Source organism: Achromobacter xylosoxidans A8, from assembly GCF_000165835.1.
Lineage (GTDB): Bacteria > Pseudomonadota > Gammaproteobacteria > Burkholderiales > Burkholderiaceae_B > Achromobacter > Achromobacter xylosoxidans_B.
The window spans coordinates 5,295,558-5,309,167 of sequence record NC_014640.1; the positions used below are offsets into that span (position 1 = coordinate 5,295,558).

General features: G+C 65.4%; 14 protein-coding genes. 7 read left to right on the forward strand and 7 right to left on the reverse strand.

What is annotated here, in order from left to right:
• The first annotated feature begins 3 nt into the window (after positions 1 to 3).
• From AXYL_RS24425 to AXYL_RS24435, 3 genes are read left to right on the forward strand one after another with little or no spacing between them, the layout of a single operon-like run.
• The gene (locus tag AXYL_RS24425; RefSeq protein WP_013395548.1) at positions 4 to 1,020 is read left to right on the forward strand and encodes a tripartite tricarboxylate transporter substrate binding protein; all 1,017 of its coding nucleotides are present in this window, start codon (positions 4 to 6) and stop codon (positions 1,018 to 1,020) included.
• A 9-nt stretch (positions 1,021 to 1,029) separates the two neighbouring features.
• Positions 1,030 to 2,706, forward strand: a complete 1,677-nt coding sequence (locus AXYL_RS24430; protein ID WP_049797857.1) for an ATP-dependent acyl-CoA ligase — start codon at positions 1,030 to 1,032, stop codon at positions 2,704 to 2,706.
• Positions 2,703 to 3,068, forward strand: a complete 366-nt coding sequence (locus tag AXYL_RS24435) for a DUF4286 family protein (protein ID WP_013395550.1) — start codon at positions 2,703 to 2,705, stop codon at positions 3,066 to 3,068. The genes AXYL_RS24430 and AXYL_RS24435 overlap by 4 nt, the downstream gene beginning before the upstream one ends.
• Before the next feature lie 22 nt (positions 3,069 to 3,090).
• Here AXYL_RS24435 and AXYL_RS24440 read toward each other — a convergent pair whose 3' ends face one another.
• The 6 genes from AXYL_RS24440 to AXYL_RS24465 all read right to left on the reverse strand — a co-directional run bounded on the left by AXYL_RS24440 (position 3,091) and on the right by AXYL_RS24465 (position 9,199).
• Positions 3,091 to 3,759: a Crp/Fnr family transcriptional regulator gene (locus AXYL_RS24440; RefSeq protein ID WP_013395551.1), complete on the reverse strand. Its 669-nt coding sequence runs from the start codon at positions 3,757 to 3,759 to the stop codon at positions 3,091 to 3,093.
• Positions 3,760 to 3,891: 132 nt separating this feature from the next.
• Entirely contained in the window at positions 3,892 to 4,662 is a 771-nt protein-coding gene (locus AXYL_RS24445) for a citryl-CoA lyase (RefSeq protein ID WP_013395552.1), read from the reverse strand.
• Positions 4,656 to 6,788, reverse strand: a complete 2,133-nt coding sequence (locus tag AXYL_RS24450; RefSeq protein ID WP_013395553.1) for an acetate--CoA ligase family protein — start codon at positions 6,786 to 6,788, stop codon at positions 4,656 to 4,658. The genes AXYL_RS24445 and AXYL_RS24450 overlap by 7 nt, the downstream gene beginning before the upstream one ends.
• Positions 6,785 to 7,285, reverse strand: a complete 501-nt coding sequence (locus tag AXYL_RS24455) for a MaoC family dehydratase (RefSeq protein ID WP_013395554.1) — start codon at positions 7,283 to 7,285, stop codon at positions 6,785 to 6,787. Before AXYL_RS24455 ends, AXYL_RS24450 begins: the two co-directional genes overlap by 4 nt.
• Positions 7,282 to 8,457: an acyl-CoA dehydrogenase family protein gene (locus AXYL_RS24460; RefSeq protein ID WP_013395555.1), complete on the reverse strand. Its 1,176-nt coding sequence runs from the start codon at positions 8,455 to 8,457 to the stop codon at positions 7,282 to 7,284. The genes AXYL_RS24455 and AXYL_RS24460 overlap by 4 nt, the downstream gene beginning before the upstream one ends.
• Positions 8,450 to 9,199, reverse strand: a complete 750-nt coding sequence (locus AXYL_RS24465) for an SDR family NAD(P)-dependent oxidoreductase (protein ID WP_013395556.1) — start codon at positions 9,197 to 9,199, stop codon at positions 8,450 to 8,452. The genes AXYL_RS24460 and AXYL_RS24465 overlap by 8 nt, the downstream gene beginning before the upstream one ends.
• A gap of 229 nt (positions 9,200 to 9,428) precedes the next feature.
• Between AXYL_RS24465 and AXYL_RS24470 the strand changes: the two genes are divergently transcribed.
• The 4 genes from AXYL_RS24470 to AXYL_RS24485 are packed head-to-tail and all read left to right on the forward strand — an operon-like array spanning position 9,429 to position 12,519.
• The gene (locus AXYL_RS24470) at positions 9,429 to 10,433 is read left to right on the forward strand and encodes a Bug family tripartite tricarboxylate transporter substrate binding protein (RefSeq protein ID WP_013395557.1); all 1,005 of its coding nucleotides are present in this window, start codon (positions 9,429 to 9,431) and stop codon (positions 10,431 to 10,433) included.
• Positions 10,434 to 10,475: 42 nt separating this feature from the next.
• Positions 10,476 to 10,919, forward strand: coding sequence for a MaoC family dehydratase N-terminal domain-containing protein (locus tag AXYL_RS24475; protein ID WP_013395558.1), 444 nt, complete (start codon positions 10,476 to 10,478; stop codon positions 10,917 to 10,919).
• A gap of 10 nt (positions 10,920 to 10,929) precedes the next feature.
• Positions 10,930 to 11,349 carry a MaoC/PaaZ C-terminal domain-containing protein gene (locus tag AXYL_RS24480; RefSeq protein ID WP_013395559.1) on the forward strand — a complete coding sequence of 140 codons (420 nt, stop codon included), beginning with the start codon at positions 10,930 to 10,932 and terminating at the stop codon, positions 11,347 to 11,349.
• A gap of 15 nt (positions 11,350 to 11,364) precedes the next feature.
• Positions 11,365 to 12,519, forward strand: a complete 1,155-nt coding sequence (locus AXYL_RS24485) for a CaiB/BaiF CoA transferase family protein (protein WP_013395560.1) — start codon at positions 11,365 to 11,367, stop codon at positions 12,517 to 12,519.
• Positions 12,520 to 12,609: 90 nt separating this feature from the next.
• On the opposite strand, the gene AXYL_RS24490 is transcribed toward AXYL_RS24485, so the two are convergent.
• Positions 12,610 to 13,608 (reverse strand): tripartite tricarboxylate transporter substrate binding protein, encoded by a 999-nt coding sequence (locus tag AXYL_RS24490; RefSeq protein ID WP_013395561.1) that lies wholly within the window; start codon positions 13,606 to 13,608, stop codon positions 12,610 to 12,612.
• Between the last annotated feature and the right edge of the window lie 2 nt (positions 13,609 to 13,610).

Consider the following 13,610-nt stretch of genomic DNA (forward strand, 5'->3'; position numbering starts at 1 on the left):
CGCATGAAAATCGAATCCATCGGCCGAAACGCTCCGGCCCGGCCCAACAGCACCCGCCGCGCGCTGCTGGCCGCCATCCCGGCGCTGATGCTGGGCGGCGGCGCCCTCGCCCAGAAAGCCGGTTTTCCCGCGCAACGCGTCACGCTGCTGGTGCCGTACACGGCCGGCACCGCGGCCGACGCCGTGGCGCGTTTCATCGCCGCCAAGCTGACCGGCCTGTGGGGGATCACTGTGATGGTGGAGAACAAGGCCGGCGCCGACGGCGTCGTAGGCACCCGGGCCGTGTTGCAGGTCGCCGCCGACGGCCACACCGTGCTGTTCACCGGCCCGCCGTTTCTCTACAACACCGAGATGCTGGACTCTGCGCCCTATGTGCCGCTGCGCGACTTCCAACCGGTCGCGCGCTGCTCCAGCGCCATGTGGCTGTTTGCGGCCAGCAAGCATGCGCCATTCACCAGCCTGCGCGAGCTGATCGAGTTGAACCGGCGCCAAGGCGGCAGCGTGGATATCGCCGTTTCCGGGTCCGCGGCCATGGCGGTCGCGACCGCGCTGAAATCGACCACTGGCGTGCGTTTCAACATCGTTCCCTACACCAGCACCTCCCAGGCCATAACGGATGCCGCAGCCGGTCACGTGGACGCCGTTGCCGCGGCCATCGCTGGCGTCGCGCCGATGGTGCGCGCCGGCAAGCTCAACGCGCTGGGTGTCAGCGGCCCGACGCGCTCCCTGGCCGTGCCGGAAATTCCCACGCTGGCCGAAGCCGGCGCCACGGGATTCGGCTTCGTGTCCTGGAACGCCGCATTCGTGCGTAGCGGCACGCCGCAGGCAGCCATTGCCGCGCTGGCCGATGGCATGCGCAGCGTCACGATGAGCGCCGAGTTCCGCGAGTTCGCCCGAGAACAAGGGGTGGAGCCTTCCTTCATGGGGCCCGACGCCTGGCCGGCCGAAGCAGCCGCCGAACAAGCGCGCTGGTCAGCGCTGCTGCGCCAGGCGGGATTCATCAAACCCAAACAAGGCTGAACCTGAATCATGGAGCACTCACGGTGCATCACCCCTCCCGCGTCCTCCATCGACGTCCACGCCGCGTTCGGTGACATGCGTCACTGGACCACCGGCCACATCATCGCCAGGCGCGCGGCGGCCAACGGTTCCGACATTTTTCTGCGCGACATGGCGGACGGCAGTCTCCATACCTATATGGACCTGCACCGCCGCAGCAATGGCATCGCTCAGGCGCTGCAGGCCCAGGGTATCGCCCATCGCGACCATGTCGCGGTGATGCTGGAAAACTGCGCCGCCCAGGTCTTCTGCTACGCCGCGCTAGGCAAACTGGGCGCCGTATCGGTGCCGATCAATACCGCCGCGAAAGGCCAACTGCTGCGCTACTACCTGGACCATGCCGACTGTTCGGCGATCGTCGTGTCGGACAGCCTGGCCGGGTCGCTTTGCGACATCATTGCCGACTTGCCGCGCCTGAAGCGCATTTTCATCGTCGGCCACGCTGGCGCGGCCGCGCAACGGCTGGCGGCCGCCGCCTCGATCCATGCCTTTGCGGCCGATGCGGCCTGCGATGAAGCGCCTGATTCGTCCGTGCGCTTCGACGACCTCGCCTACCTGCTCTACACGTCAGGCACCACCGGCCCGTCCAAGGCCATCATGATCACGCATGCCTGCGCCCACTTCTGGGGCGAACAGAACATACGCTATCGCCACTTCCGGCCCGACGACGTCGACTATGTTTTCCTGCCGCTGTTCCACGCCAATGCTCTGCTGCTGGGCATGACCACCGCGCTCATGGCGGGCAGCGCCATCGCGCTGGCACGGCGTTTCTCCGCCAGCCGCTTCTGGGATGAGGTGCGCGCAGCCGGCGCCACCCGCTTCAACGCCATCGGCGCGGTCGGTAACTTCCTGTATGCCCAACCGCCCGACGGGCGCGATCCAGAACACCAGGTCCGGGTCTGCTCGCTGGCGCCGCCACCGCCCTTTGTTCACGATTTCGAACGACGCTTCGGCATCAAGGTGCTCAATGGCTACGCGCTCAGCGACTACTGCGCCGCCACCTGGAGTCCCCTGGATGCGCCTGCTGAAAAGATCTTCAGCGTGGGCCTGGCACGCGACAACGTCCGGCTACGGATCGTCGACGATGACGATTTCGATGTCCCCGCCGGAGCCTCCGGCGAAATCCTGTTGCGCGTCGAACAGCCCTGGGCAACGCCGCTGGGCTATTACAAGATGCCCGAGGCCACGATCGCCGCGCACCGCAATGGCTGGTTCCATACCGGCGACCGCGGCCGCATCGATGCCGACGGCTACCTGCATTTCACCGATCGCAAGAAAGACGCGATCCGGCGCCGGGGCGAGAACATCTCTGCCTACGAAGTGGAGAGCATCCTCCAGGCCCACCCGGCCATACGCCAGGCGGCAGTCTATCCGGTGCGCTCCGAATTCACCGAAGACGAGGTCGCGGCCTCGGTCATCCTACGCGACGGCCAGGTGCTGGCAGCCGATGAACTGGTCAGGTACTGCCAGGAAAACATGAGCAAGTTCATGGTTCCGCGCTTTGTCGAGTTCGTCGCCGAGCTGCCCCTGACGCTGACCAACAAAGTCGAGAAGTACAAACTGCGCGCGCGCGCCGAATCCAACCTGCAAAACCTGTGGGACAGCCAGCGGCCGCTCCCCGCCGCAATCGAGAGGCAGGAACCATGACCAGGCACAAACTAGTGGTCTTCACCAACCCCGTCGAAGGACGGGAAGAGGAATTCGACGATTGGTATATGAACACGCACATGCCGGACGTCATGCGCGTGCCTGGCTTCGTGTCAGGCCAGCGATACGCGTGGTCGCATGCGCAGGCCAGGCAATATCCCCAGACCTGGCGTTACATGACCATCCTGGAGATCGACACCGAGGACCTGCAGAGTACGCTGGATGATCTGCTGTCGCGCGCCGGCACGCCTGCCATGCGCATGTGCGACGCGCTGGACGAGCACCGCATCGTCTATGCGTTCACGGCGGCCACGCCTGTATTCACGGCGGGGCCTGCAGGCGGCATTGTTTACGCCTGCTAGCGCCCACAGCCCCAGGCGGCTTTCAGCGCCGCGGAGGCTGCCATAGCCCGCGGCTGTAGCTGGCCAGCGCGTCCAGATCCGGAATGACGATGATGGCGCGCCGGTAATCCAGCAGGCCCAGCGCTTCCAGATGGCCGAGCTTGGTGGCCACCCAGCTGCGCGAAGCATGCACCATGGCGGCCAGGTCCTGCTGGGTCAGGCCATGGATTTCGCCGCGCGGTCCCGCGCCGTCGAGCGTGGCCAGTTCGCACAGGACCTGGGCAAGCTGCAGCGGCGTCTGCTCTTCGGCGCGATAGCGGCGCTGCACGCTGGTGGCGCCAAAGCGCGCCAAGGTCATGGCGATGTTCAGCGATAGGCGCGGCATTGTTTCCATCAGGCGCAGCAGGTTGGCGCGATCGAGCTGCGCCACCACCGTCCGGTCCAGGGTTTCCAGCGACGCAAAGGCCGGTTCGTCGAGCATGGTCGATATCACGCCCAGCATGGCGTTCCTGCCGAACACGTTGCTGGATTCCCTGCCATCGCGGGCGACCTGGACGCTGCGCATCCGCCCGCTGACGATCACACTGATGCATCCGGCCTTGGATCCCTGCCGCAGCAGGACCGTCCGGGGAGCCAGTTCACGCCGCGTCATGCATTCCCCAATATGCTGCCGCTGGGCCTCGGAAAGCCCGTCCAGCGCGGTATCCCACATCCTCGCCTCCTCCTGCTCGAGGCTCATTCTAGAGCGCGCAACACAGGTTTTTCCACGAGGGATGGATCTGCCGCATCATCGCTTTCCCGGAGAAGGCACGCGGCGGCCGGCCCTGGCCGGCCGCCCGACCCGTCAAGGCACTTCGTTGCGCGGGTCGTCCTGCAGCACAAGCTCCCAGGCTGCCCTGCCGATCGGCTGCGTCTTCTCTTCGACCAGATGCGCCAGCAAGCCAGCCGAGCGGCCCACCAGGGCCAGACCCCGCGCCACCATCGGATCCAGTTCCATGTCGGCAACGATCGAGGCGATCGCGCCCACCGCGTTCAAGGGCAGCTTCTTGCCCTTCTCCTGGATCAGGACCTCGCTGATCGCGTCCATCAGGCGCCAATGCACGCCGTAGTAATCATTGGCGCGCGACAGCTCGCGCAGCGTCGCCACCCTCGGGTCGCCATTGACGTGGATGGGATGGCCCACACCGTACAAGGGCCGCCGCTCCTGCTTGTAGCGTTGGATCAGCGCTCTCGCCGCGTCGCGCACCGCGCCGTCGCTTGCGTCCGGACCCAGCTCGCGCCCCGCCTCGATCAACATCTCGGCGGCGTTCTGCATGGTGCCCAGGAACACGCTGCCCGCGCCCAGCAACCCCGCCGCGACGGCGGCCTGCATGGCCTCGGGCGCGCCCGCGTAGGTCAGGCGCGCCGCCAGCGAACTGGGCGTGATGCCATGGTCCGCCGTGGTGACCAGTATGGCGGTCACCATGGTCTTTTCGCGCGCGCTGGGCATGCGCGCGAAGGTAGTGTGGTAGATCATGTCGATGAAATCGAACTTGCCGATGATCTCCTTGGACAGGTCGCGTCCGCGCACCACGATGGCATCCACCGTGGTGTAGCCGATATCCGTCTTCACCATGTCTTCTTCTCCGTTGCGTCAAAGCTCAGCACTGCATCCAGCGCCATCACGCCCTGCCCGCGAGGCCGCACGGCCAGGGGGTTGATTTCCAGCTCCTCGATCCTGTCGGCATGCCCGGCAACGAAATCGCTCATTTTCACCAAGGCCTCGACCAGCGCATCCACGTCATACGGTTCCTGGCCGCGATATCCATTCAGCAGCTGGCTGCAGCGGGTTTCGGCGATCATGGCCCGCGCAGCCTGGGGCGTCAGCGGCAGCAGCCGGCGGCTGACGTCCTTGAACAACTCGATGCTGACGCCGCCCAAGCCGAACGTGCAAACATGGCCGAAGACCGGATCCCGATGGATGCCGACCACGACCTCGACGAACCTCCCCGGCAACATGGCTTCGACCAGCACGCCTTGATTGGCATGCTCCGGGTGCGCCTGGGCCACCTGTTCGCATATCCGGGTATGCGCGGCGCGCGCCGCGTCCGGGGACCGCACACCCAGCTGCACGCCGCCGACGTCGGTCTTGTGCGTGATGGTCGAGCTGATCACCTTCATGACCACGCCGTCGCACCGCAAGACCTCGAACGCGCGCGCGGCCTCGTCAGGCGTGCGGGCGACTTCTCCGCGCGGCACCGGCAGGCCGGCCCGCCCCAGCAGGGCCTTGGCGTCCACCTCGCTCAGCGTGGCCGTCGCGGCCGCCGGACGGGATCGGCCCAGCGGATTCCAGGCGGCATCGAACGCTGCCCTCCAATTTCCATAGTCAATGTAGCGCCGCATAGCCTTGACGGCGTTGCGCACCGAACGCATCGGCATCAAGCCGCCTTCTATCATGTGCCTATGCCCTTCGCCGGTCCGGTCGCTCATCCAGATCGGCACGATCGGCGTCTTCACTTCCCGCTGCACCCGGGCCATGCTCTCGCCCAGCAGCGTGGTGGTCTGCCCGTACTCCACGGGAATGGGCACGACGACCAGATCGGTATTGGGATCCTCCGCCGTCGCCTTCAAGGCCGAGTAGGTGAGCGTCGGATCGACCAGCACCTCCGCGGTCACGTCTACCGGATTGTCGATGGCGGCGTAGTCCGGCAGCATGGTGCGCAGCGTCTGCAGCGTCTGCGGCGTGAATTCCGACATGACCAGGCCGCCCAGGCCTATCTGGTCCGAAGCCAGCGCCGCCGTTCCGCCCGAAAAGCAGTACACGGCAATGCGTTCGCGGCCGGTGGGCTTGCCGCGCACCAACATGGAGGCCGTATCGATCAACTGGTCGACGTCATCGACCTCGATGACGCCAACCTCCTTGAAGACGGCGCTGTTGATCTCCGCCGAGCCCGATATTGCCGCGGTGTGCGACTGCGTCGCCTTGATGCCGTAGTCAGACTTGCCGACCTTCAGCGCAACAATGGGTTTGCCGCGCCGGGCAGCGTGCAAGGCCGCAGCCATGAAGCGCGGCCCGTCCCGCACGCCCTCCAGAACACTGACGATGACCTCGATGTCGGGCGCGTCCGCCATGTAGTGGATGTAGTCGCTGACCTCCAGGTCGGCCTCGTTGCCCCCCGAAAACCACAGGCCCGTGCCCACGCCGCGGTCCATCGCCTGGATGAACGAGCGGCCCAGCCCCCCGCCCTGAGAGGCCACGCCTATCGGCCCGGGCCGTTGGTCGGTACGGAATGCAGGGGAAAAACTCATGCCCAGCCTCCCATTGACGTTAGTCAGCCCAGGGCTATTCGGTCCGTAGATGCGCATGCCCGTATCGGCAACAATTTTCCGCATCTCGGCCTCCAGCGCGCGGCCCGCGTCACCCGTCTCGCCAAAGCCCGAGCTGAAGACGATGGCATAACGCGTTCCGCACTCGCCGCACTGGCGCAGCGTGTCCAGCACCAGTTCGGCGCGCACGGCCAGAATGGCCACGTCGTGCGGCTGGTCCAGATCGCGCACCGAAGGCGCGCAAGGCCGGCCCGCGATGCTCTGGCGGGCGGGGTTAACCAAGGAAAGCCGGCCCTGCCAGCCGGAATGAACCATGAGGTTCTCCAGGGTGCGCTGGCCGATGCTGCCCGGCTTCTCGGACGCTCCCACCAGCACGATGGACTGCGGCAGCACCAGCCGCGACAAGTCCGCGAATCGGATGTCGGGCCCGCTCATGCCTGTTCCTCCGATGGCCGGCGCTTGAGCAGGCAAACGGCTTCCATTTCGCAGACCGTTTCGCCACGCTGATTGACACCCTTGCGCAGGAAGCCGATCAGGCCGCGGTCGGGGCGGCTGGTCGGCTTCTGCTCCATCACCTCGATTTCGACGTGCAGCGTGTCGCCTATCAAGGTCGGCTTGGGATACTTGAGACGGTTCTCCAGCACGCCGAGCACCGCGGCTTCGGTCAGCTGATACGGAATCGAACGCGAGGTCAGCCCCGCCATGTAGGATGCGACCAGCATGCCGTGCGCGATGCGCTGCCCGAACAAGGTCCCTTTGGCGTACTCGGCGTCGACGTGCAGACGGTTGGAATCGCCGGTCAGCGCGGCAAAGGCCACCACGTCGGCCTCGGTAATGGTGCGCGAAGACGTCCGGTAGCGAGTGCCGACCGGCAGGTCTTCCCAATAGATCGCCGTCTGCGCGATATCTTGCAGAGGGTTGGAATCGTTCATGCGCGTTCTCCAGTCTTCAATGCCGAAATGCCCAGAATCTCGCGCCCGATGATGAGCGTCTGGATTTCGGTGGTTCCTTCCGGAATCATTCCCCCGCGCGTATCGCGGAAAATCCGTTCTATCGGATAGTCGGTGGCATAGCCAATGCCGCCGTGCACCTGCAGGGCGTGATTGGCGACCTGATGCGCGGCCTCGGTCGCGTACAGCTTGGCCACCGAGCCCTCGACGCGCGCCGGCAGGCCCGCTTGCATGGCGCGCGCCGCGCGGTAGCCCAAGGCGCGCGCCGCCTGCGTCTTCATCGTCATCTCGACGATGTGGCGCTGCACCAGTTGATAGGCTGCAATGGGCTGCCCGAACTGCTTGCGGGTGCGCGCGTAGTCGATGGACAGGTCCAGCGCGCATTGCGCCGCGCCCACCGCCCCCATCGCCACGTTGAGACGCCCGAAATTGAGCCCGATGAGAATCTGCCGCAGTCCTTCTCCTTCCTGGCCGAGCAGGTTGGCCGCGGGTACCTGGGCATTGTCGAAGGTGTAGGCCGCGGTCCCGGTGCTGCGCACGAACATGGTGTCCACCGGACGCGCATCGAAGCGCGTATGGGCCTTCTCCACCAGGAACAGCGACAGGCCGCCCTGGCAGGTATCGCTGAACGTGCGCGCGACGACGATGCCGAAGTCGGCGAACATGCCATTGGTCACCCACAGCTTGCTGCCGTTCAGTACGTAATGGTCGCCCTGCTTGTCCGCGCGCGTTTTGACTTCGGCCACGTTCGATCCCACATCCGGCTCGGAAATCGAGACGTAGGTGCGCCGTTCATTGCGCAACAGCGGCTGAAGAAACCGTTCCTTCTGTTCCTCGGTGCCATAGGCGTCGAGAATGCCGCCCACGATATTCAGGCCGTTGATCAGCGCCCGCAGCGAAAGCCAGCAGTAGCCCGCCTCCTCCATCATGATGGCCCAGGTCAGGTAATCGATACCCAAGCCGCCCGAGGATTCAGGCAGATAGCCGCCGAGGTAGCCGAAGTCGCGCAGTTCTCCCAGTACTTCGAAGGGAAAGGTCTTGGCGGCTTCATGTTGGTTGATGATGGGGTTGACGCGCGTTTTCAGGAAGCGGCGGATGTTGTCGCGCAACAGGCCGTGCTCGCTCGAAAGGCCGTCCGGATCCAGTTCAACCATAGCGGCCTCCCGTCACGAAGAGCGTGGTGCCAGTGATGTAGCGGGCATGCTCCGAAGCCATGAACGCCACGGCGCCCGCGATATCCGAGGGCTGGCCCGCGAACGGGACCTGGTTCTTGGCCTGCACGTTCTCCAGGATCGTGCTGTAGTTGGGCAGGCTCTTGATGTAGTCGGTCTCGATGAAGCCCGGCGCGATGGCGTTCACCGTCACGCCCTTGCGCGCCTGCTCCAGTGACAAGGCCCGCGTCATGCCTATGATGCCAGCCTTGGCGCTCGAATAGTTGGTCTGGCCGGGGTTGCCGAACAGCGCACGCGAGGCGATGTTGATGATGCGTCCCCACCCGTTCTCGTGCATGTGCGGCAGCGCCGCGCGGCAGCAATGGAACGCGCCTTTGAGCGTGACGTCGATCACCAAATCCCAATCGGCCTCGTCCATCTTGAGCAGCGTGCGGTCTTTCACCAGGCCTGCATTGTTGACCAATACGTCGATGCGGCCGAAAGCCTCATAACCGGCCGCCACCATGGCCTGCACCTGCTCCTGCTCGCGCACGTCGCAACGCACCCCTACCGCGCTGCCGCCCTCGGCTTCGATGGCGCCGGCCATCGCTTGCGCGGCGTCCTGGTCCAGGTCGCTGATCACGACGGCCATGCCTTCCGTGGCGAGAAAACGGGCGGTCTCCGCTCCGATCCCACGCGCCGAACCCGTGACGATTGCCACGCGGCCTTTCAGTTTCAGATCCATACAGTCTCCAGCTTCAATGGAAAAAGAGGTGGCCCAAAGAGGGCCATCAACGATCGCGCTGCGTACGTCGCGCCGCGCGGATATGAGTCGGAGCGCAAGTCTTTTCCGTCCCTTGAAACTGCTATGGACAGGGCAGGAAAAAAAGCCAATACTCCGCCTGCTCGTAGTACTATACGAAATGCCGGAGTACATTCCAACCGTTTTTTTCAAGAGACTGGAGGAGACACCCATGCAAAACCACAATCCCGGCCATCAACTTCCCCAACCGATCCAGCGCATTGCGCTGGCGCTTGCGGTGGGGCTATCGATGGCATCGGCGTCCGCATCTGCCGATACGTATCCCGCCCGCGCGATGACCATTGTTTCCGCGGGTCCTGCCGGCGGCATCACCGATCAGGTAAGCCGCCTGATCGCCAGCAAGGTATCGAAAGGACTGGGCCAACCCGTGGTGGTCGAGAACCGGCCGGGCGCAGGCGGCAACCCTGCGGCCGAGCACGTCGCCCGGGCCAAGCCCGACGGCTACACCCTGCTGATGGGCACGCAGGGAACCCAGGCCACCAATCAGTACTTGTACCAATCCATCAGCTTCAATCCAGAAAAGGACTTTGTCGCCGTGCATGGCGTCATCGCGCTGCCCAACGTGCTGGTGGTCAATGCCGGCCGTCCCTATCGCACGGTCAAGGAACTGGTGGCCTATGCGAACGAACACCCCGGCACCATCACGATGGCCAATGCCGGCAATGGCACCGCCACCCACCTGGAGGCCGAACTGTTCCAGACCGTGGCCGGAATCAAATACGTCAACGTGCCCTATCGCGGCAGCCCGCCGGCCATCAATGATTTGCTGGGCGGACAGGTCGATGCCTCGTTCGACTATCCGGCCACCACGCTGGGACACATTCAGAGCGGAAAGCTGCGCGCCCTGGCAGTCACCAGCGCCACGCGGCTGAGCCTGCTGCCCGACGTCCCGACCATCGCCGAGGCCGGCTATCCGAAGGCGGAGTCGATGTCCTGGATCGGCCTGTTCTTCCCCGCTGGAACGCCCAAGGCCATGATCGACCGCTGGCAGGAGGAGGTAGCGCGCGCGCTGCAGGATCCGGCGGTCATCACCTCGCTTTCCACCATGGGCGGCACGCCGCTGAACCTGGGAGGCGAAAAGTTCGACGAACTGGTGCGCAGCGAACGAATCAAGTGGAAAGCCATCATCGAGCGCACCGGCGCCAGGGCCAGCTGACCGCGCCGTGTTGGCTTTGCATTCAAACCAAAGGAGAACATCTTGCTCGACAAGAATCTTATCGGCCAGTCGCTGGGCACGCGCAGCATCCTGGTGGAGCGCGGCCGCCTGCGCTTCTTCGCCAAGGCGATAGGCGAGACCAACCCGGTCTACCTGGATGAAGAGGCGGCGCGGGCGGCCGGACATCCGCGCCTGCCGGTTCCACCCACCTTCCTTTTCTGCCTGGAGATCGACGCCTTCGATTCGATAGGCACGGCCCGCCTCACCCGCCTGGATGAAAGCCGGATCCTGCATGGCGAACAGCAATTCAGCTACCACGCCATGGCGTACGCCGGAGATACCCTGACCTTCGACCTGACAGTCGCCGACGTCTATCAGAAGAAAGGCGGCGCGCTCGACTTCCTGGTCAAGGATACGCGCGTGACCAATCAGCACGGCTGGCATATTGCCGACCTGCGCGCCATCGTCGTCCAGCGCAACGACTGAAGGAGACACCATGGACATTCCTGCCTACGCCTCGATCACCGTGGGGGATTCGCTGCCCGCGCTGAAAATACCGCCAATCTCCCGCAAGACCCTGGCGCTTTATGCAGGCGCCTCGGCCGACCATCATCCGATGCACATCGACCTCGATTACGCGCGCAGCGCCGGCGCGACTGACGTCTTCGCGCACGGCATGCTATCGGCGGCCTACGTCGGCCGCCTGCTGACCGATTGGGTGCCGCAGCAGCGCATCCGCCGACTGGCGATGCGCTTTACCGGCATCATGCAGCTGGGTGCCGAACCGTTGTGCAGCGCGCGGGTCGCCGAGAAGATGATGGAGGACGGCGAACAGCGCGTGCGCGTCACGCTGAGCTGCGCCGATCAGCACGGCGTCAACAAGATCGTCGGCGAAGCCGTCATCAACCTGGACTGAACGGACAAGACCAACATGCAAGAAGCAAATGTCGTATCAAGCAAGGATGGAGTACTGCGCGGCGTGCGGGTGGTCGAACTCGCGGGCATCGGGCCCGGCCCATTCTGCGCCATGCACCTCGCCGACCTGGGCGCGGACGTCATCTCAGTCCAGCGGCCTGACGGACGGGCGGGCAGCATCGGCTACGAGAATTGCATCCAGCGCGGCAAGCGGGCGATCGCGCTCGACGTCAAGACGCCCGGCGGCCGCGACACCTTGTTGAGCCTGATCGAGCATGCCGATGTGTTCATCGAGGGCATGCGTCCCGGCGTCGCCGAACGCCTGGGACTGGGACCGGACATCTGCCGGGCGCGTAATCCGCGGCTGGTCTACGGCCGCATGACCGGCTGGGGCCAGCATGGCCCCATGGCGCATCTCGCCGGGCATGACGCCAATTACATCGCCCTGTCCGGCGCGTTGTGGCACGCGGGAACCGCCGCGGCTGCGCCCGCCACGCCCTTCTCCGTGGTGGGCGACATCGCCGGCGGCGCCTTGTACCTGGCCGTCGGACTGCTCGGTGGCGTGCTGCAGGCGCGCCGCACCGGCCAGGGCTGCGTGGTGGACGCCGCGGTCAGCGACGGATCGGCGCATTCGATGCAGCTCTTGCTGGCGGCGCGCAGCAAGGGCATCGTGAACGATGACCTCGACCATAGCCTGCCCAACGCCGCGCCCTTTTATGCGTCCTATGGCTGCGCCGACGGCGGCTACATCACGGTCGGCTGCATCGAACCGCAGTTCTATGACCTGCTGCTCGAACGGCTGGGGCTGGCTGACGATCCCGGGTTTACGCCGCAATGGGAAAAAGCCCGCTGGCCGGAACGCAAACAGCGCCTGCAAGCGCTGTTCGCCGGCCGCTCCCGCGCCGAATGGCAGACTGTCTTCAAGGACAGCGACGCGTGCGTGATGCCCGTCCTGAGCCCCGACGAAGCTGCCCGCGATCCGCATAACCTGGCGCGCGCCACCTATTTCGAGCGCGACGGCTGCCTGCAAGCGGCGCCTGCGCCTCGTTTCGACGGCGCATGCGCGCAGCCGGGAGCGGTCCCCCAGGCCGGCCAGCACACCCAAGCCATCCTCGATCTGCTGACCGGCCAAGGGCCTGCGGCCGTGTGGCTCGCCTCCGAGGCAGCTTGACGCGCTGCGGCGCCGACGCGAGCCTGGTAGCGTGGCAAAAAAAAAGGGAGTGACGATGCCACTCCCTTTTTATCGGACTTAGTCCACGCGCTACTGAGGCGACAGGTTCTCGCGCTTGACCAGATCCGCCCAACGGGCGAGTTCCGCTTGCACGAAGTTGCCGAACTCGGCCGGGCCCATGGGCTGCATCTGCAACCCCATATCCGCCAGACGCTTGGCCACATCGGGCTGCGCCACGACGTCCGCGAGGTCGGCCTGCACTTTCTCGATGATGGATGCAGGCGTGCCGGCAGGCGCCATGACGCCGAACCAGAACCCCACTTTCTCCACGCCGGGGTAGCCCTGCTCGGCCATGGTGGGTACATCCGGCAAAGCCGCCAGGCGCTTGGGAAAGACCACCGCCAGGGCCTTGGCGCGGTGTTGCTGTATGACGGGCAGCGCCGAGGTCACCGAGGCGAACAGCAGCTGGATATGCCCGGCCATCAGGTCGCTGACGGCCGGACCGCCGCCTTTGTACGGAACCGGCGTCATCTGGACATCGGCCGCGGTCTCCAGCATGCGCGCGGCCATGTGGATCTGGCTGCCCGAACCCAAGGTGCCATAGTTGACCGTGTTCGGCTGGGCTTTGGCCAACCGCACCACGTCCGCGACGTTGTTGGCTGCGAACCCCGGATTGGCCATCAACACCATGGGCGCCGTGCCCAGAAAGGCGATGGGAGAGAAGTCCTTCATGGTGTCGTACGGCAGTGATTTCACCAGGAAGTTGTTGCTGACGTGCGAATCCAGCGCAATCAGCAGGGTGTAGCCGTCGGGCGCCGCGCGCGCCGCGGCGGTGGTGCCGATGACACCGTTGGCGCCAGCGCGGTTTTCCACGACCACCGGCTGCCCCCACTTCTGCGCCAACGCGGCGCCGACCACCCGCGTCAGCACATCGGAAAATCCGCCGGCCGCGAAAGGCACGATCAGCCGTACCGGCTTATCGGGATAAGCCGGCGCGGCCTGCGCCGCTCCAGCGGCGAACAGCCAACCGGCAAACAGAGAGCATAGGACGGTAGACGCGGCGCGGCGCCGGCCTGGATTCATGGACATGT

Excerpts from the sequence above, each read along its gene's own strand:
- AXYL_RS24440 (WP_013395551.1), bottom strand. The coding sequence starts at position 3,759 with ATGTGGGATACCGCGCTGGACGGGCTTTCCGAGGCCCAGCGGCAGCAT.
- AXYL_RS24425 (WP_013395548.1), top strand. The coding sequence starts at position 4 with ATGAAAATCGAATCCATCGGCCGAAACGCTCCGGCCCGGCCCAACAGC.
- AXYL_RS24490 (WP_013395561.1), bottom strand. The coding sequence starts at position 13,608 with ATGTCCATGAATCCAGGCCGGCGCCGCGCCGCGTCTACCGTCCTATGC.
- AXYL_RS24470 (WP_013395557.1), top strand. The coding sequence starts at position 9,429 with ATGCAAAACCACAATCCCGGCCATCAACTTCCCCAACCGATCCAGCGC.
- AXYL_RS24485 (WP_013395560.1), top strand. The coding sequence starts at position 11,365 with ATGCAAGAAGCAAATGTCGTATCAAGCAAGGATGGAGTACTGCGCGGC.
- AXYL_RS24450 (WP_013395553.1), bottom strand. The coding sequence starts at position 6,788 with ATGAGCGGGCCCGACATCCGATTCGCGGACTTGTCGCGGCTGGTGCTG.
- AXYL_RS24460 (WP_013395555.1), bottom strand. The coding sequence starts at position 8,457 with ATGGTTGAACTGGATCCGGACGGCCTTTCGAGCGAGCACGGCCTGTTG.
- AXYL_RS24455 (WP_013395554.1), bottom strand. The coding sequence starts at position 7,285 with ATGAACGATTCCAACCCTCTGCAAGATATCGCGCAGACGGCGATCTAT.
- AXYL_RS24435 (WP_013395550.1), top strand. The coding sequence starts at position 2,703 with ATGACCAGGCACAAACTAGTGGTCTTCACCAACCCCGTCGAAGGACGG.
- AXYL_RS24465 (WP_013395556.1), bottom strand. The coding sequence starts at position 9,199 with ATGGATCTGAAACTGAAAGGCCGCGTGGCAATCGTCACGGGTTCGGCG.
- AXYL_RS24480 (WP_013395559.1), top strand. The coding sequence starts at position 10,930 with ATGGACATTCCTGCCTACGCCTCGATCACCGTGGGGGATTCGCTGCCC.
- AXYL_RS24430 (WP_049797857.1), top strand. The coding sequence starts at position 1,030 with ATGGAGCACTCACGGTGCATCACCCCTCCCGCGTCCTCCATCGACGTC.
- AXYL_RS24445 (WP_013395552.1), bottom strand. The coding sequence starts at position 4,662 with ATGGTGAAGACGGATATCGGCTACACCACGGTGGATGCCATCGTGGTG.